At 45.3% G+C, this 18,762-nt stretch carries 11 protein-coding genes, 3 tRNA genes and 3 rRNA genes; 11 read left to right on the top strand and 6 right to left on the bottom strand.

What is annotated here, in order from left to right; genetic code table 11:
• Window positions 1-25 precede the first annotated feature (25 nt).
• Window positions 26-1,516, bottom strand: a complete 1,491-nt coding sequence (gene gppA, locus FIV01_RS13905) for a guanosine-5'-triphosphate,3'-diphosphate diphosphatase (RefSeq protein ID WP_152431506.1) — start codon at window positions 1,514-1,516, stop codon at window positions 26-28.
• A gap of 8 nt (window positions 1,517-1,524) precedes the next feature.
• On the bottom strand, window positions 1,525-2,826 hold the full coding sequence (gene rhlB / locus FIV01_RS13900; protein ID WP_152431505.1) for an ATP-dependent RNA helicase RhlB: 1,302 nt from the start codon (window positions 2,824-2,826) through the stop codon (window positions 1,525-1,527).
• Between the two features lie 111 nt (window positions 2,827-2,937).
• Here rhlB and trxA point away from each other — a divergent pair, with 111 nt between their 5' ends.
• From trxA to FIV01_RS13845, 11 genes are all read left to right on the top strand, one after another.
• Window positions 2,938-3,264 (top strand): thioredoxin TrxA, encoded by a 327-nt coding sequence (gene trxA, locus FIV01_RS13895; protein ID WP_004741193.1) that lies wholly within the window; start codon window positions 2,938-2,940, stop codon window positions 3,262-3,264.
• A 195-nt stretch (window positions 3,265-3,459) separates the two neighbouring features.
• Window positions 3,460-4,719: a transcription termination factor Rho gene (gene rho, locus FIV01_RS13890; protein WP_114767716.1), complete on the top strand. Its 1,260-nt coding sequence runs from the start codon at window positions 3,460-3,462 to the stop codon at window positions 4,717-4,719.
• A gap of 103 nt (window positions 4,720-4,822) precedes the next feature.
• Entirely contained in the window at window positions 4,823-5,818 is a 996-nt protein-coding gene (locus tag FIV01_RS13885) for a hypothetical protein (RefSeq protein WP_152431504.1), read from the top strand.
• A gap of 82 nt (window positions 5,819-5,900) precedes the next feature.
• Complete coding sequence (ubiD, locus tag FIV01_RS13880; protein ID WP_152431503.1) at window positions 5,901-7,751, top strand: 4-hydroxy-3-polyprenylbenzoate decarboxylase; 1,851 nt, start codon at window positions 5,901-5,903, stop codon at window positions 7,749-7,751.
• A 140-nt stretch (window positions 7,752-7,891) separates the two neighbouring features.
• Entirely contained in the window at window positions 7,892-8,605 is a 714-nt protein-coding gene (gene fre, locus FIV01_RS13875) for an NAD(P)H-flavin reductase (protein ID WP_152431740.1), read from the top strand.
• A 504-nt stretch (window positions 8,606-9,109) separates the two neighbouring features.
• Window positions 9,110-10,661 (top strand): 16S ribosomal RNA (locus tag FIV01_RS13870).
• A gap of 64 nt (window positions 10,662-10,725) precedes the next feature.
• Window positions 10,726-10,802: transfer RNA gene (locus FIV01_RS13865), tRNA-Ile, on the top strand.
• Between the two features lie 41 nt (window positions 10,803-10,843).
• Window positions 10,844-10,919, top strand: a tRNA-Ala gene (locus FIV01_RS13860).
• A 303-nt stretch (window positions 10,920-11,222) separates the two neighbouring features.
• Window positions 11,223-14,112: ribosomal RNA gene (locus FIV01_RS13855) — 23S ribosomal RNA — on the top strand.
• A 103-nt stretch (window positions 14,113-14,215) separates the two neighbouring features.
• Window positions 14,216-14,331: ribosomal RNA gene (gene rrf, locus FIV01_RS13850) — 5S ribosomal RNA — on the top strand.
• Together the 16S, 23S and 5S rRNA genes with 3 tRNA genes alongside form the textbook arrangement of a ribosomal RNA operon.
• A gap of 30 nt (window positions 14,332-14,361) precedes the next feature.
• Window positions 14,362-14,438, top strand: a tRNA-Asp gene (locus FIV01_RS13845).
• Between the two features lie 86 nt (window positions 14,439-14,524).
• Here FIV01_RS13845 and FIV01_RS13840 read toward each other — a convergent pair.
• From FIV01_RS13840 to FIV01_RS13825, 4 genes are all read right to left on the bottom strand, one after another.
• A protein-coding gene (locus tag FIV01_RS13840; protein ID WP_152431502.1) for an IS630 family transposase occupies window positions 14,525-15,560 on the bottom strand; the annotation gives its coding sequence in 2 pieces (ribosomal slippage) (window positions 14,525-15,100 and window positions 15,102-15,560; 1,035 coding nt in all).
• Between the two features lie 129 nt (window positions 15,561-15,689).
• Complete coding sequence (locus FIV01_RS13835; protein WP_152431501.1) at window positions 15,690-16,868, bottom strand: heme biosynthesis protein HemY; 1,179 nt, start codon at window positions 16,866-16,868, stop codon at window positions 15,690-15,692.
• Window positions 16,868-18,019 carry a uroporphyrinogen-III C-methyltransferase gene (locus FIV01_RS13830; protein WP_152431500.1) on the bottom strand — a complete coding sequence of 384 codons (1,152 nt, stop codon included), beginning with the start codon at window positions 18,017-18,019 and terminating at the stop codon, window positions 16,868-16,870. The genes FIV01_RS13835 and FIV01_RS13830 overlap by 1 nt, the downstream gene beginning before the upstream one ends.
• Before the next feature lie 16 nt (window positions 18,020-18,035).
• Entirely contained in the window at window positions 18,036-18,758 is a 723-nt protein-coding gene (locus FIV01_RS13825; RefSeq protein ID WP_152431499.1) for a uroporphyrinogen-III synthase, read from the bottom strand.
• Between the last annotated feature and the right edge of the window lie 4 nt (window positions 18,759-18,762).

Below are 18,762 nucleotides of genomic sequence, written 5' to 3'. Positions count from 1 at the left end.
CTATCTATGCTGGGCTTTTTGGTTTTTAATCGGTTGTAATTACGAGAGGCCAGCCAAGATCACTTTGTCGGTTGGCTTCTATTTCTAGCTCCGCTGCGATGAGAGGGCTTGCTTTAAGCCAGCGAGAAGACATGATGAGTGTCAGCTCGTCCTTATCCGATGTCAGTCTGATTTTTGGTTCTAAATCAGGGTTGCGCCTGTGTGAAAGTATCACTGCCACACGAAGTAAACGGAGCACTCGTGCGGCGCTGCTAGCTGACATGGCATGCTGCGCTGGCAGAGGAGTTAGGTTTTCGCGATAACGACGTACTATCTCACTCAAAAGCTGCTTTTGAGCGCGTGTATAGCCTGGCAGATCTAGATGTTGCAACAGATAGGCGCTGTGATCCCCGCCTTTTTTGAAATCAATGGTTAGACCGATTTCATGTAACTTAGCCGCTGCTTCTAGAATTGCAGTGCCTTGCGCTTCCGGTATCCATTTGTCTTCACATTGATGGAGCAACTTACCAGCCAAGTTAGCCACTTGATCGCCGTACGCTTTATCCAATTGGTAGCGACTTTGTACACTGGCTATGGTGCGAGCTTGAATGTTGTCTTGCTTAAGCTCATCAACCATTTCATATACCAGTCCTTCGCGCAGTGCTCCGCCAGACAGTGTCATCGAATCTATGTTTAGCAGCTCAAAAATTGCAATTAAAATAGAAAGGCCACTCGGGAACACTAGGGCGCGCTCTAGGGTTAAGCCTTCAATTTCAAGTTCTTCTAGGTGATCGGTGAGCATGGCCTGTTTTTGTAGTCGTTTTAGCTTAGCATGGGTGATGACCTCATCCATTCCTTGTGCCAGCATAATTTCCTGCAAGGCTTGCACTGTGCCTGAAGCACCGACACACACATCCCAACCTATGCTTGTGTACTGGCTTAGTACGGGGTGTAGGGTTTTTTTGGCTGCGGCTATAGCACTTTCGAAGTTTTCAGCAGAAAGCTGTCGGTCTTTGAAGTGATTTTCTAGCCAAGTGACACAGCCCATTTTTAAGCTGTTGAGCACTTGAGCGTCAAACCCTTGGCCGATGATGAGCTCTGTACTTGCCCCGCCAATATCAACCACTAAGCGGCGTCCGCAGCCACCTGAAGTGTGCGCAACACCCTTGTAGATAGTTGCGGCTTCTTCCTTACCATCAATAACTTCTATCTCATAGCCTAGTATTTGTTTGGCATGGCTAAGGAAGATATCGGCATTGGTCGCTGTTCTCAGTGTTGCTGTGCCGACAATGCGAATATTCTGCTTATCAATGTCTTGCAGGCGTTCAGCAAAGAGACTTAGACAGTCCCACCCCCTCTGCATAGCCTCTTGGCTCAAACGATTGTTTGAGTCCAGTCCTGCAGCTAGACGTACTTTACGTTTTATTTTCGCCATGGTTTGTATGCTGCCGTCAATATGACGAACAATCAGCATATGAAAACTGTTAGACCCTAGGTCAATGGCAGCATAAAGTGGGGATGACACTTCTTGTCTCATAAACGGCCTTATGAATCTTTACTGTGACGCTGACGAGAGCGGTTGTTTGAACGGCGGTTATTCGAGCGTGAACCACCAGTGTTAGTACGGCGTTGCTGTGGTCGATTAGAACGCATACGTAATGGTGCAGGCAGATCTTGAATTAGCGCTGACGCATCATATTCAGAGACTGGAATGGTATGTTCTATATACTCTTCAATCGCGGGAAGATTAATGGCGTATTCTTCACAAGCGAAGCTAATAGAATGACCACTCGCACCAGCTCTTCCTGTGCGGCCTATGCGGTGAACGTAATCTTCACAGTCGTCAGGTAGGTCATAATTGAATACGTGAGTGACTTGTGGGATATGCAGTCCTCTAGCGGCCACATCCGTTGCGACAAGCAAGTCGACTTCTCCACGAGTAAATTGCTCAAGGATCTTTTCACGTTTTTTCTGAGGCACATCGCCAGTGAGAAGCCCAACTCTGTGTTGATCGGCCGCAAGGTGTCCCCAGATTGACTCGCATTTGTGCTTGGTGTTAGCAAATACTATTGCTCGCTCAGGCCATTCTTCTTCGATCAAAGTTTGTAGAAGAGTCATCTTATCTTCGTTTGATGGATAGAAGAGTTCTTCTTGGATGCGGTGACCTGTTTTTTGCTCTGGCTCAGCAGCAAGGTGTTCTGGGTTATTCATATGCTCGAAAGCCAGCTCTTGAACACGATAAGATAAGGTGGCAGAGAACAACATGTTTAGGCGTTGTTTGGGTTCTGGCATGCCGCGGAAAAGGAAGCGTATATCTTTAATAAAGCCTAGATCAAACATTCGATCGGCTTCATCAAGGACGACGGCTTGTATGCTTTTAAGATTAAATACCCGTTGCTTATAAAAATCGATAATTCGACCTGTGGTGCCAATAAGAACGTCAACACCTTGCTCTAGCTTTGACAATTGCTTGTCATAACTTTCGCCACCGTAAGCCAGTGCGGCTTTGATGCCTGTGCTCTCAATTAACGGCTTGGCATCATTATATATCTGGATGGCAAGCTCACGAGTCGGAGCCATTATGATGGCCCTAGGTTGTGTAATCTTTCTACCTTCATGCTCGGGTGTGTTGAGAAGGTGGTTAAAAGTAGCAGTCAGAAACGCCAGGGTTTTCCCTGTTCCAGTTTGAGCCTGTCCTGCAATGTCTTGGCCGGTGAGCAATACCGGCAACGCCAAAGCTTGAATTGGGGTACAAAATTCGAACCCTTTTTTATTCAAACCTTCAATAACTTGGGGGTGTAAACCCAAATCGGCGAACTTTTGCTCTGTGATATGCGTCTTTTTCATAGCTATAGAATATCAGCTTAAGCTTGCAATACGAAGGTAAATACATTCCAATAGGGCATCTAAATACTGGTTATCATCCAACCAGTCCGAAAAAACACATTGGAGTGTAAGATGAGTGATAAGATTTTGCAGCTAACTGATGACGGTTTTGAGAACGATGTAATCAATGCTGCAGGCCCAGTTCTTGTTGATTTTTGGGCAGAATGGTGTGGTCCTTGTAAAATGATCGCCCCTATTTTGGACGAAATCGCAGACGAGTACGAAGGTAAACTCACTATCGGTAAATTAAATATCGACCAAAATGCAGGTACTCCACCCAAATTTGGTATCCGAGGTATACCGACCTTATTACTATTTAAGGATGGTGGTGTAGCAGCAACTAAAGTAGGCGCTTTGTCTAAAACTCAACTGAAAGAGTTTTTAGACGCGAACCTGTAAGTTGTTCCTGCGATGAGACCGTGCATTTTTATCGATGCACGGTTTTGAATATCAACAAAATCTAGACTAGGCTAGTATTTAGTGCTAGATTATCGCACGTTAAATAAACAAGTTTCTCTTCTTGGTCGATCCTGTGACCGAATTCATCTTAACTAAATAACAGATCCTATTTTGACTAAACAAGTATCCACCACCATGAATCTAACAGAACTGAAGAACAGACCAGTGTCTGATCTTGTCAAGCTGGGCGAAAGCTTAGGCCTTGAAAACCTAGCTCGTTTGAGAAAACAAGATATCATCTTCGCCATTTTAAAAGCACATGCAAAAAGCGGTGAAGATATATTTGGCGACGGAGTTCTGGAAATACTTCAAGACGGCTTTGGTTTTTTGCGCAGTGCAGACAGTTCATACCTAGCCGGTCCTGATGACATTTATGTTTCTCCGAGTCAGATCCGTCGTTTTAACCTACGTACCGGTGACTCAATTGCTGGCAAGATTCGTCCACCAAAGGACGGTGAACGATACTTTGCGTTGTTAAAAGTCAATACGGTTAATGATGACAAGCCAGACAACGCACGTAATAAGATTCTGTTTGAAAACTTAACCCCATTACACGCCAATGAGCGTATGGTGATGGAACGAGGCAATGGTTCGACAGAAGATATTACCGCACGAGTTTTAGACCTTGCTTCGCCGATTGGTAAAGGTCAGCGTGGCTTGATTGTTGCTCCACCAAAAGCGGGCAAAACAATGCTGCTGCAAAATATTGCACAGAGCATTGCTTATAATCACCCTGAGTGTGAGCTGATGGTACTTCTTATTGATGAACGTCCGGAAGAAGTAACTGAGATGCAGCGTTTGGTTAAAGGGGAAGTAGTTGCTTCTACTTTTGATGAACCTGCGTCACGTCATGTTCAAGTCGCAGAAATGGTGATTGAAAAGGCGAAACGTTTAGTTGAACACAAGAAAGATGTGGTTATCTTGCTTGATTCTATTACTCGCCTAGCAAGAGCCTACAACACTGTTGTTCCTTCTTCAGGTAAGGTCCTGACTGGTGGTGTTGATGCCAACGCATTGCACCGTCCTAAGCGCTTCTTTGGTGCTGCCCGTAATGTTGAAGAGGGTGGCAGTTTAACTATTATCGCGACTGCGCTTGTAGATACAGGCTCTAAGATGGATGAAGTGATCTACGAGGAATTTAAAGGTACAGGTAATATGGAACTGCACCTAAATCGTAAGATTGCGGAGAAGCGAGTTTTCCCTGCTATTGACTTCAACCGCAGTGGTACTCGTCGTGAAGAGCTTTTGACTAAAACGGACGAGCTACAGAAAATGTGGATTTTGCGTAAAATTGTTCACCCCATGGGAGAAATCGACGCAATGGAATTCCTGATTGATAAGCTTGCGATGACCAAGACTAATGATGAATTTTTCGATGCAATGCGGCGTCAATAATAATTTGTGACTCATAACGCCATCGCCACTGTCGGTGGCGTTTTTGTTTGCATTCTCGTTTGATAAGCCGCACAATGAGTAAGAATGTTAAAAGGAGGTTAACATGCAACAAGGAATGTTGTCGTCGGTTCTCCTGTGTGCATCTTTATTCATCGGAGTTCCAAGTGCATTGGCAACCGAAATGCAGCCTAAACAAGTTCATCTTCTGATTGATAGCCAACAAATTAACAGAAAGGTGGCTGATTTGCTGCAATCTGCAATTCAAGGTAAGACAGATACACTGAGCTTTGCGTTGGAAAGAATGGCACTCCCGCAACAGGAAGTTGCTAGGTATCTTTTGTTGCGGGAGATAGAAGCACAAAATATTCCCTTAACGCCTTCAATGGCGCTGTTTGTTGAACAGCAGAAATCTATGGCTCCCACTTATCAGGTTATGGAAAGAGGGGAGGGATATGAGTTTTCTGTTCCCGCTTTTAATTACCCTGCAATCGCTAGTCGCATACTTAAACGGTGGAAGCAAGATACACTGGCCTTAGACTTTGTTCTCAAAGCTGAGCGTGGAGAACTGGATCTTAAGCACTGGTTGTCAGGTAATGAATATCAGCTTCAAGCGAAAGAAGCTCTATTTTTGCGTGAACTTGATAATTTATCCTCGAAAGCTATTGATAATCTAGCATCTCAATTAACCGATGAAGCGGTTACAAGCTGGTTACCCTCGTCAAAAATTATGGTCCGACTGGCACAAGCCAGCAAAGACTCTGAAGTCTACAAACTACTTTGGTTAATGCGGGCTGATTTCCATAGTCAGTCGGAGTTGAACCGTTTAGCTGAAGTCGGGGATAGATTTTCCATAGTGCAAATTATGAATGCCTCATATAACCCTAGTCTTAAAGAGCAAGCAATTAAGGAGTTGGCGCGTATTAAGCCAATGAAAGAACAGGTTAAAACGTTTCTGATTGACCGAATGACTTTGCATGATGAAGCCTCTATGGTTGCGACTGAACTTGCCAATCAAGGTTACTCCCCATGGCTGGAAGAACTTGCCAACGATAATCCTCAGGTGCGAAGCCACGCTATTATGAATGCTTTGTCACAATAGTATTAACCTTATTAAAAAGGGGGATGGAGATATCTCTCTTTTTGTTATACTGCCCCCAGACTAATCAACTCACAGCAGATCTATGATTTTTAGGGACTTACGCGATTTTATTGTTCACCTTGAACGGGAAGGGAAACTAAAGCGCATTTCTGAACCTGTTGATCCACATTATGAGATGACAGAAATAAGCGATCGTGTGCTACGCGCAGGTGGCCCTGCATTGTTATTTGAAAACCCAATTGGTTACGATATACCTGTGCTTACCAATCTGTTTGGTACCGCAGAGAGAGTGGCAATAGGTATGGGACGCAATGATGTGATGGACCTACGTGATGTAGGCAAATTGCTGTCTTATCTCAAAGAGCCAGAACCACCTAAAGGTTTTAAAGATGCATTGCAAAAGCTTCCTGTATTTAGGCAGGTACTCAATATGCCGGTTAAAAGGTTACGTAATGCAGCGTGTCAGCAGATCATTTGGCAAGCTGATGAAGTTGATCTTGATAAAATTCCAGTAATGAGTTGCTGGCCTGACGATGTCGCACCTTTGTTAACTTGGGGGCTAACTATCACCCGAGGGCCGTTTAAAAAGCGTCAAAACCTTGGTATTTATCGTCAACAAAAACTTAGTAAGAACAAAGTAATCATGCGTTGGCTTGCCCATCGTGGTGGAGCTCTTGATCTGAAAGATTGGATGGAGGCTAAGCCAGGTGAGCCTTTTCCAGTTTCTGTTGCTTTTGGTGCAGATCCCGCCACTATTCTTGGTGCGGTTACACCTGTACCAGATACCTTGTCAGAATATGCATTTGCGGGGTTGTTGCGAGGGAGCAAAACTGAGGTAGTGAGGTCTATTAGTAATGATCTCGAGGTACCAGCAAGTGCTGAAATCGTGCTCGAAGGCTACATCGATCCAAATGAGTACGCCGATGAAGGACCTTACGGAGACCATACGGGCTACTACAACGAAAAAGAAAGGCATCATGTCTTTACAGTTACTCACGTGACTATGCGTAAAGATCCTATATATCACAGTACATATACTGGCCGCCCGCCGGATGAGCCTGCAGTCCTTGGTGTCGCACTTAATGAAGTTTTTGTGCCTATATTACAAAAACAATTCCCAGAAATAGTGGATTTCTACTTACCACCTGAAGGCTGCTCTTATCGAATGGCTGTAGTGACAATCAAAAAGCAATATCCAGGACATGCTAAACGAGTAATGATGGGTGTATGGTCTTTTTTACGTCAGTTTATGTATACGAAATTTGTCCTTGTTTGCGATGAAAGTGTTAATGCTCGTTGTTGGAATGATGTTGTTAGTGCAATGTGTCAGAACATGGATCCTGCGGCTGATACTTTATTAATAGAAAACACCCCGATTGACTCGTTGGACTTTGCTTCTCCTATTGCTGGACTTGGCTCTAAAATGGGTTTAGATGCCACTATAAAATGGGACGCAGAAAAGATTAATCGTCAAGATATTCTATCGGCGCCAAGCGACGTCACTGTGGAGGATACACTAGAAAAGCTACGTGAAGCTTTTCCGGAAATAATTGATATTTCTATGCCAAGTTCGGGAACAAGCGCTTTTGTAATTATTTCGATGCTGAAAGCACACGCGGGACAATCCCAGTCGCTACTAAAAAGCATATGGGAACTTTCACAACAGAAACTTGATGCTAGATTTGTCATTCTTTGTGATGATGATGTTAATGTTCATGATTGGAATGATATCATTTGGGCCATCACGACTAGAATGGACCCTTTACGTGATGCAACTATAGCCCAAGAAAAAGGCAGACAGAGCGCAAAGCTAGGGCTGGATGCAACCAAGAAGCTCTCTGGTGAAGTAACACGAGAGTGGGGGATCCCGATTAAGAAAGACCCTAATCTAGTTGAGCAGGTTGATGCTAAGTGGAGTAAGCTCGGTATATGAGACGTTACTCGAGTACTAAAATGATATTATATCAAACCACTGAGTTAAGAAATTATAACTAATAAAAGCGGCGCTTCACTGTTGGAGAGAGGCGTCACATGACACAGAGTCTACGTCGGCAAGTAGACCAGAGGAATACCATGACTATCCAATGTATAGTGAAATCTATTGAGCCCCTAGCCAGTAATACTTATCGCATTCTTTTGCACCCTGAAGCTCCCGTGGCTTTTAAAGCTGGGCAATATCTAACTGTGGTGATGGGTGAAAAAGACAAGCGCCCATTTTCGATAGCAAGTAGTCCCTGCCGTCATCACGGTGAGCTTGAACTTCATATTGGTGCAGCTGAACATAATGCCTACGCCATAGAAGTGGTGGATATAATGCAAAAATCTTTGGATGAAGGTTCTAAAGTGAACATTGAGGCGCCTCATGGTGATGCATGGATAAGAGAAGACAGTGATCGACCACTACTTTTAATCGCTGGTGGAACAGGTTTTAGTTACGTACGTTCTATTTTGGATCACTGTATTGCGCAAAATAACTCTAAGAATATCTACCTCTACTGGGGAGCTCGTGATGAATGCCAACTATACGCAATAGAAGAACTTAACGATATCGCATCTAACCACAGCAACATTCATTTTATACCAGTTGTAGAACAAGCTGATTCTAGTTGGCAAGGGAAAAGAGGTAATGTTTTGGCTGCCATAGATGAAGACTTTGATTTACTAGATGATTATGACATCTACATTGCTGGCCGTTTTGAAATGGCAGGAGCTGCTCGTGAACAGTTTACCCAAAGTAAAGGAGCTAAGAGTGAACAAATGTTTGCAGACGCTTATGCGTTTATATAGTGAACATAGCGCCTGATGATTTGTCTAGGAATCAACCAAAAACATCTTAATGTCTATTTTAATTGAAATAAACACTTGCATAGTCACGCTAGCTCTCTATAATGCGCTCCCACTGACACGGGGTAAGGCATATGTCTGAAGCGTGTTAGTGAGGTCGAAATAGCCATTAAAAATAATTTTAAAAAAGTGTTTGACTCTTTAAATTATATCGCTAGAATTCACCTCCGCTTTGAGAGATAAACAGTCCAAAGCAACGCTCTTTAACAAACTAAACCTATCAATCTGTGTGGGCACTCGTTGATGATAATCCAAATAGTTTCTTTAGAAACAATTTAGGTTTCAATGATACGAAGTGACCATTCGAATTGGGAAGCAGCCTTGAGCTGTTTTGTTTTACTTTTTCAAAAGTGAACACCAATAAGAGCACAGTCAATTCAAACATTACGTTATGTAATGTTCAGTATTCATTGAGCCTCCCCTATTTATTTAGGGAATCAAAACTTTAAATTGAAGAGTTTGATCATGGCTCAGATTGAACGCTGGCGGCAGGCCTAACACATGCAAGTCGAGCGGAAACGAGTTATCTGACCCTTCGGGTGACGATAACGGCGTCGAGCGGCGGACGGGTGAGTAATGCCTGGGAAATTGCCCTGATGTGGGGGATAACCATTGGAAACGATGGCTAATACCGCATAATAGCTTCGGCTCAAAGAGGGGGACCTTCGGGCCTCTCGCGTCAGGATATGCCCAGGTGGGATTAGCTAGTTGGTGAGGTAAGGGCTCACCAAGGCGACGATCCCTAGCTGGTCTGAGAGGATGATCAGCCACACTGGAACTGAGACACGGTCCAGACTCCTACGGGAGGCAGCAGTGGGGAATATTGCACAATGGGCGCAAGCCTGATGCAGCCATGCCGCGTGTATGAAGAAGGCCTTCGGGTTGTAAAGTACTTTCAGCAGTGAGGAAGGTGGGTATGTTAATAGCATACTCATTTGACGTTAGCTGCAGAAGAAGCACCGGCTAACTCCGTGCCAGCAGCCGCGGTAATACGGAGGGTGCGAGCGTTAATCGGAATTACTGGGCGTAAAGCGCATGCAGGTGGATGATTAAGTCAGATGTGAAAGCCCGGGGCTCAACCTCGGAATAGCATTTGAAACTGGTCATCTAGAGTACTGTAGAGGGGGGTAGAATTTCAGGTGTAGCGGTGAAATGCGTAGAGATCTGAAGGAATACCGGTGGCGAAGGCGGCCCCCTGGACAGATACTGACACTCAGATGCGAAAGCGTGGGGAGCAAACAGGATTAGATACCCTGGTAGTCCACGCCGTAAACGATGTCTACTTGGAGGTTGTGGCCTTGAGCCGTGGCTTTCGGAGCTAACGCGTTAAGTAGACCGCCTGGGGAGTACGGTCGCAAGATTAAAACTCAAATGAATTGACGGGGGCCCGCACAAGCGGTGGAGCATGTGGTTTAATTCGATGCAACGCGAAGAACCTTACCTACTCTTGACATCCATAGAACTTTCCAGAGATGGATTGGTGCCTTCGGGAACTATGAGACAGGTGCTGCATGGCTGTCGTCAGCTCGTGTTGTGAAATGTTGGGTTAAGTCCCGCAACGAGCGCAACCCTTATCCTTGTTTGCCAGCACTTCGGGTGGGAACTCCAGGGAGACTGCCGGTGATAAACCGGAGGAAGGTGGGGACGACGTCAAGTCATCATGGCCCTTACGAGTAGGGCTACACACGTGCTACAATGGCGCATACAGAGGGCGGCCAACTTGCGAAAGTGAGCGAATCCCAAAAAGTGCGTCGTAGTCCGGATTGGAGTCTGCAACTCGACTCCATGAAGTCGGAATCGCTAGTAATCGTGGATCAGAATGCCACGGTGAATACGTTCCCGGGCCTTGTACACACCGCCCGTCACACCATGGGAGTGGGCTGCAAAAGAAGTGGGTAGTTTAACCTTCGGGGGGACGCTCACCACTTTGTGGTTCATGACTGGGGTGAAGTCGTAACAAGGTAGCGCTAGGGGAACCTGGCGCTGGATCACCTCCTTATACGATGATTATTAAGACAAGTGTCCACACAGATTGATGGTTTAGAAGTTTTAGAGACGATACTGGGTCTGTAGCTCAGGTGGTTAGAGCGTTCGCCTGATAAGCGAGAGGTCGGTGGTTCAAGTCCACTCAGACCCACCAATCTTATTCCCAATAAGACGTGGCATACAGTATCACCTGATGGGGCTATAGCTCAGCTGGGAGAGCGCCTGCCTTGCACGCAGGAGGTCAGCAGTTCGATCCTGCTTAGCTCCACCATCTTTAAGCGCATTTCTTTTGAAATAGAAAGTCTTAAGTGTTCTTAAACATGGTTCTTTAATGAATCTGCTCTTTAACAATTTGGAAAGCTGACAAAACAATCTTGATTCTTTGTGAATAAGATTGTTTGTAAAGTTCTCAATGTTTATCGAAAGATAAACACCAATAAACACATTCAAGTGTTCTTGGAAACAACACCTTAGTGTGTTGTTTATATTTGAGTCCGGCAAAATCGAGTCTGCATCATGTTTAAATAATTGCAGACACTTTGGTTGTTTAATCTAAGACCCTTTGGGGTTGTATGGTTAAGTGACTAAGCGTACACGGTGGATGCCTTGGCAGTCAGAGGCGATGAAGGACGTATTAACTTGCGATAAGCCCAGATTAGGTAGTAAAAACCATTTGAGTCTGGGATTTCCGAATGGGGAAACCCAACTGCATAAGCAGTTACTGTTAACTGAATTCATAGGTTAACAGAGCGAACCGGGGGAACTGAAACATCTAAGTACCCCGAGGAAAAGAAATCAACCGAGATTCCGAAAGTAGCGGCGAGCGAAATTGGATTAGCCCTTAAGCTTTACACGCGTTAGACGAACGGTCTGGAAAGTCCGACGATACAGGGTGATAGTCCCGTAGTTGACGACGCGTGTTCAGTGAAATCGAGTAGGGCGGGACACGTGATATCCTGTCTGAATATGGGGGGACCATCCTCCAAGGCTAAATACTACTGACTGACCGATAGTGAACCAGTACCGTGAGGGAAAGGCGAAAAGAACCCCTGTGAGGGGAGTGAAATAGAACCTGAAACCGTGTACGTACAAGCAGTAGGAGCAGGCTTGTCCTGTGACTGCGTACCTTTTGTATAATGGGTCAGCGACTTATATTCAGTAGCAAGGTTAACCATCTAGGGGAGCCGTAGAGAAATCGAGTCTTAACTGGGCGTCGAGTTGCTGGATATAGACCCGAAACCAGGTGATCTAGCCATGGGCAGGTTGAAGGTTGAGTAACATCAACTGGAGGACCGAACCGACTAATGTTGAAAAATTAGCGGATGACTTGTGGCTAGGGGTGAAAGGCCAATCAAACCTGGAGATAGCTGGTTCTCCCCGAAATCTATTTAGGTAGAGCCTCGGACGAATACTACTGGGGGTAGAGCACTGTTAAGGCTAGGGGGTCATCCCGACTTACCAACCCTTTGCAAACTCCGAATACCAGTAAGTACTATCCGGGAGACACACGGCGGGTGCTAACGTCCGTCGTGGAGAGGGAAACAACCCAGACCGCCAGCTAAGGTCCCAAATTACAGCTAAGTGGGAAACGATGTGGGAAGGCTTAGACAGCTAGGATGTTGGCTTAGAAGCAGCCATCATTTAAAGAAAGCGTAATAGCTCACTAGTCGAGTCGGCCTGCGCGGAAGATGTAACGGGGCTAAGCTGTAAACCGAAGCTGCGGCAATACGATTTATCGTATTGGGTAGGGGAGCGTTCTGTAAGCCGTTGAAGGTGTGTTGTAAAGCATGCTGGAGGTATCAGAAGTGCGAATGCTGACATGAGTAACGATAAAGGGGGTGAAAAACCCCCTCGCCGGAAGACCAAGGGTTCCTGTCCAACGTTAATCGGGGCAGGGTAAGTCGACCCCTAAGGCGAGGCCGAAAGGCGTAGTCGATGGGAAACGGGTTAATATTCCCGTACTTCTTACAATTGCGATGGGGGGACGGAGAAGGCTAGGTGGGCCTGGCGACGGTCGTCCAGGTTCAAGTGCGTAGGCTTGAGAGTTAGGTAAATCCGGCTCTCTACAAGGCTGAGACACGATGTCGAGCTACTACGGTAGTGAAGTCATTGATGCCATGCTTCCAGGAAAAGCCTCTAAGCTTCAGATTGTAAGGAATCGTACCCCAAACCGACACAGGTGGTCGGGTAGAGAATACCAAGGCGCTTGAGAGAACTCGGGTGAAGGAACTAGGCAAAATGGTACCGTAACTTCGGGAGAAGGTACGCTCTTGTCGGTGAAGTCCCTCGCGGATGGAGCTAATGAGAGTCGCAGATACCAGGTGGCTGCAACTGTTTATTAAAAACACAGCACTGTGCAAAATCGTAAGATGACGTATACGGTGTGACGCCTGCCCGGTGCCGGAAGGTTAATTGATGGGGTTAGACGTAAGTCGACGCTCTTGATCGAAGCCCCGGTAAACGGCGGCCGTAACTATAACGGTCCTAAGGTAGCGAAATTCCTTGTCGGGTAAGTTCCGACCTGCACGAATGGCGTAATGATGGCCACGCTGTCTCCACCCGAGACTCAGTGAAATTGAAATCGCTGTGAAGATGCAGTGTACCCGCGGCTAGACGGAAAGACCCCGTGAACCTTTACTACAGCTTGGCACTGAACATTGAGCCTACATGTGTAGGATAGGTGGGAGGCTTTGAAGTGTGCACGCCAGTGTGCATGGAGCCATCCTTGAAATACCACCCTTGTATGTTTGATGTTCTAACTTAGACCCATTATCTGGGTTGAGGACAGTGCCTGGTGGGTAGTTTGACTGGGGCGGTCTCCTCCCAAAGAGTAACGGAGGAGCACGAAGGTGGGCTAATCACGGTTGGACATCGTGAGGTTAGTGCAATGGCATAAGCCCGCTTGACTGCGAGAATGACAATTCGAGCAGGTGCGAAAGCAGGTCATAGTGATCCGGTGGTTCTGTATGGAAGGGCCATCGCTCAACGGATAAAAGGTACTCCGGGGATAACAGGCTGATACCGCCCAAGAGTTCATATCGACGGCGGTGTTTGGCACCTCGATGTCGGCTCATCACATCCTGGGGCTGAAGTCGGTCCCAAGGGTATGGCTGTTCGCCATTTAAAGTGGTACGCGAGCTGGGTTTAGAACGTCGTGAGACAGTTCGGTCCCTATCTGCCGTGGGCGTTGGAAGATTGAAGGGGGCTGCTCCTAGTACGAGAGGACCGGAGTGGACGAACCTCTGGTGTTCGGGTTGTGTCGCCAGACGCATTGCCCGGTAGCTAAGTTCGGAATCGATAACCGCTGAAAGCATCTAAGCGGGAAGCGAGCCCTAAGATGAGTCTTCCCTGACCCCTTGAGGGTCCTAAAGGGTTGTTCGAGACTAGAACGTTGATAGGCAGGGTGTGTAAGCGTTGTGAGGCGTTGAGCTAACCTGTACTAATTGCCCGTGAGGCTTAACCATACAACACCCAAAGGGTTTTGATGGACTCAACTAGAACATTGAATGTGTTAAGAACAAAAACAGCTTTCCAAGTTATTCTCTAGAGATAGAGAGAAAGAATTTGCTTGGCGACCATAGCATTGTGGACCCACCTGACTCCATGCCGAACTCAGTAGTGAAACGCAATAGCGCCGATGGTAGTGTGGGGCTTCCCCATGCGAGAGTAGGACATCGCCAGGCTTTATATTTAGACTTAGGTCTAACCAGTGCGGAGCGGTAGTTCAGTTGGTTAGAATACCGGCCTGTCACGCCGGGGGTCGCGGGTTCGAGTCCCGTCCGCTCCGCCACTTCTTCTAAACCCCAGCAGCAATACTGGGGTTTTCTTTTATCTAACACTCTAATTTATTGTTTTCCATTATACCAATCTGGAAAATTAACTGGTCAGCTCTATCCATCTTCTCGAGCACATCTTAGTGACTCTTTTCGAGCTATCCAAAAAGCGATTCCATGCAGCACAGATTTTGGCAACGATATCGTCGTAATCGGTAAACGATTGGTTGGCTAGATAGTGCTGCCTCAACCAACTCCACACTTGTTCTATCGGGTTGAGTTCTGGTGAGTAGGGCGGGAGTTTGATGGTACTGACATTACTAAACTGCTCTGCAATGTCATCTGTATGCCAACTAGCACCATCCATAATGACTACTGCATGACGACCTTTTTCGGTCGCCGTGGATATCTGCTTAAGGTGCTCAACCATAGTATCCTTGTTAACCCGAGGAACGACCAACGCCTCGCCAATACCTCTAGCGGGACATACTGAGCCAAACAAATAAGCATATTCAAACTGCTGCTGTTTTACTGCTCTTGATCTTGATCCACGTTTAGCCCAAAGTCGAGTTGTCGTGTTTTGCTGGCCAAATCTTGCTTCATCCTGAAACCAGACATCGACGTTATCAAGCCCCATGTGACCGGGGATCTTAAGGATCGTTTCAATTTTGAATTTTTTTAAAATCGTCTTGGATTGGCTGGGATTGACGAGGGTGCTTGGAGCGTGAAGTTATCCAAGAAAAGCCCATATGGTTGAGCAAGTAGTAGATCGAATCTGGGTGGTAGTGTTTGCCAAATTTATTAACGATATAAGCATGAATATCGTTACCAGTTAATTGACCGCCAGACGAATCCATCGCTCGAGCTTTTATATACTGACGTAATTCTTCTCGCTGCATCGCGTTAAGAAATGCTGGGCGACCCGTTCTTGGTTTCTCTTGCAACCCTTCAAGCCCTTCTTCAAGGAACGTTTGTACCCATTTATTCACACTGGTTCTGCTTACCCTAAGGAACTTAGCAACTTGGGTTCGAGAGTGACCATCTTTAAAGTGAGCCAATGCGAGCAATCGCATCTTCATTTGAATAGATTTTTGTTGGCTAGCAAGCTTTTTGAAATCAATGTTATTGAGACTGTCCATAGCGTCATTTATCACGAAGAAGTAACAGCCTCAATTCGATCATATTTTTACTCAGGTTGGTATTAGAATTTCATTAGTGTATAAAAAAGCCGGCTAAATAGCCGACTTGATTAGATTAAGTAAAGGTGGTTATGCTTGCACTAATGTGAGTGCTTTTTTAGACACTTCACGTGCTGCTACTGTCATGTTTTGTTTCTCTAATGCATCAGCTAGGCAGGCATAATCTGCAAGGCTGGAGCGAATTGACAGCGCTTTCTCTAAGTGACTTTGTGCATCAGCCCAATCGCCTTTTCTTAAATGGAACCGAGCTAAGGCACTATGAGCACAAGCGTTGTTATCGTCCTTTCTTAAAATACTCTCAAGAAAAGCAATGATCGGATGAGGATCGGCTAGGTTCATATCCGGTAGCAGTTCATATAAGCTAGAGCTAGGGTATTTCTTTAAGTGTTCTTTTATTACAGTGAAGGCATTGGCGTCTGACTTGCGTGCCATGAGTTGTTTAGCAAAGCATTCAACAAGATGGGTATCCGTTTTCAATTTGCGCGGCAAGTTATTCCAGTATGTTGAGACTCCATCGCTACCTTGCTGCTCTGCTATTTGCTCTAATAAACCACATTGAGCTTGACGATTGAGTAATATACGTTCTTCTTTGGAAATTATTTTTTTCTTTTCCAACACAGGTAGACTATCAAGTAGAGGTTGCCACATTTTGAGTTCTGTATGAATGCTTTTAAGCAATGTGAGGACAACTTGATTATTCGGCTGATTGGATTTTAACTCTGATAGAGTATCAAATGCTGCTGCATAATCTTTTTCAGCGACCTGTTGTTTTGCACGTGTAAGAGCGACTGCTAACTCAGAGTTGTCTTGTTGCGAGGCAAGGCCTAAGTATTGGTCTCGCTTTACTTTATCACCTAACCCATGAGCGGCTTCAGATGCGACTAGATAGCACAATAAAGGCATGTCATGGTGATTCGCTTGGCGAGTGACTTGCTTCTCTGCAGACTTAAAATCACCTTCCAGTAGCTTGATAATACCTTCATTGGTGTGGCGTCGAGCTTTCCTCACTTTTCGCACTGAAAAATAGTTCCAAGTTAATGAGCTCGCATAGAAAGCCTTTCTTACGACAAACTCTAATCCAAATAAAATGACAACTCCAAGGATTGCCAAAATTATCAGTGTTGTTACGCTCATTTCGAGGGTTTTATTGGCAACGGAAATCAGCACATAGCCTTGTTGACCTGCATATTGATTGCCTATAAATAGTCCTGAGCCTAAAACAACAAACAGAAATGCTAGCCTAAACATTATTTATCCTCCGTGATAAGTGTTGCAACATCTCGACGAAGGCGATCTTGGATAACATCAGATAAAACCTGTTGTGTTTCAAGCTTAACTGGGTAATCAACATGAATATTCTGTTTACTTAGCAGAGCTAGCGCACTATTAAACTCATTAACCATACTGGACTCTTGGTTGAAATAGGTGCTAGACCAATTGTCAGCTGTTGTTAGCGCTGTTGAATAGATGTTTTGCTGTCCAATGTAAACTGCTTTGATTGCAGTCTCGAGTTTGGCTTTGATATTTTCTCTCAGATAGAAATGCTGCTGTGGTGAGAGCAGTGGTATCGCACTACCATCTCGCGTGCGAAATGTAATGAAGTTTTGCGAAAAATCTTTAAGTGACGTTAGTAAATTCGATTTCCAATCATGGATGTCGGTTGAGACACTAGGCTGCTCATTTTTTTGAGTATCAGGAAGAATGGCATTAGCCAGTGGCAAGTTATCTACCTGCTGCTGCAACGAAGTGAGCCTAAGCACAAGACCATCTTTATCTATGATAGGAATGGACTTTAGTGTCATAATGTCATTGCTCATGGATTGGCGTAGCGGTACCAAGCTAGGATCGTTTAGTGTCGCGATACGTTGATCTGCGCTTTCCATTAGCTCAGTTGCACTTGCTGCATCATGCTCAAGAAATAGTTTTCGACCAGCCAGTTTAACTAAGTAATCTGCTTCAGCAAGCAGCCAGTCGTTTGGGTGCCGTCCTTTGACATCAGCTAATGCGAGCTGCAAGCTATTAATACTTCTCTGTTGTTGAGCAAGGCGAGTTTCGGCGTTTTGTGCGGCATTTTCTACTTTTGAAACTGTTGCCTCTTGGTTGGCGTTTAATTCTTGCTGAATGGTTGTTTTTGCTTGCATTAGCTGAGCTTGTAGAGAGCTGATTTGTATTTCATATTGAGCGTTTTGCTCATAAGAGTAATAGGCAACACCACTTGGCAATACTATGGACAGAGCTATCGCAAGCCATCCGAGTCTCATTGAATTAGGCGCTGCTTTGTTGTGTATGTGCTCTTTCTTGATGTCTTTATTGGGTGCTTTTGCCTTATCTTTTGCTATTTCTTGTGCTGTAATGTCTGTTTCAGGTTCGATCGAATTGTTTTTATCTTTGCTTGTCATTACATGTATTCCTGTTCTACTTTGGCTTGAGTGCAGCCAGTAAGTCCTTGTTTGAAGCGCTGCTCGTGGTTATCACGTCAAGAAACCCCAATTGTTTTGCCTCTGTTGCAATTCGTTGACTAGGAACGAAAAGCTGCAGCGTAACCACCCAGTTTTTCTGTGTTTGAGAGAGTTGTGATACAAAGTGATTCAGTTGACCTAAGCTGGTGATCACTATTTGCTTAATGCGATTGTTTTTCCAACTAACGGTTTCAATATCAGCATCGAAAGTGATGTTCTCTCTTCGATAGATTTCGAGATAACTCACTTGTGCCCCTCGTGCGAGTAATGTGTTGCGAATTAACTCACGGCCTCCATTACCGCGCAGAATAATAATCTTCTTTCCATTTACTTTGCTTAGTTGCTTAAGCTCAAGCAAGTGCTCGCTATCTGATACATCAGGGTAGTGTACGTTTTGTTGGTTGTGTTTACTTAATGCATGTGCTGTTTTATGACCAACCGCAATATAGGTTGATTTACGTGGCCATATACCAGAGAGTGCTTGCTGAGTGAAAGTAACCGCATTTGGGCTAACCGCTATGACTATATCGACATCGGCTAGCTCTTTCTTAGCGTTATAGAAGTCCTTGCCAGATGTGATCTTGAGCAAGGGTAAATAGAAAGCGCTGGTGCCGGCTGTGTTCAGTAGTTGGCAAAGCGCTTGACCTTGTTCTCCTGGACGCGTAATCAGCACTGCCATAGCG

The organism is Vibrio aquimaris, assembly GCF_009363415.1.
In the GTDB taxonomy this organism is placed as follows: Bacteria; Pseudomonadota; Gammaproteobacteria; order Enterobacterales; family Vibrionaceae; genus Vibrio; species Vibrio aquimaris.
Note: the sequence above shows the minus strand (reverse complement) of the source record. Positions and strands in the feature narration are given on the sequence as shown.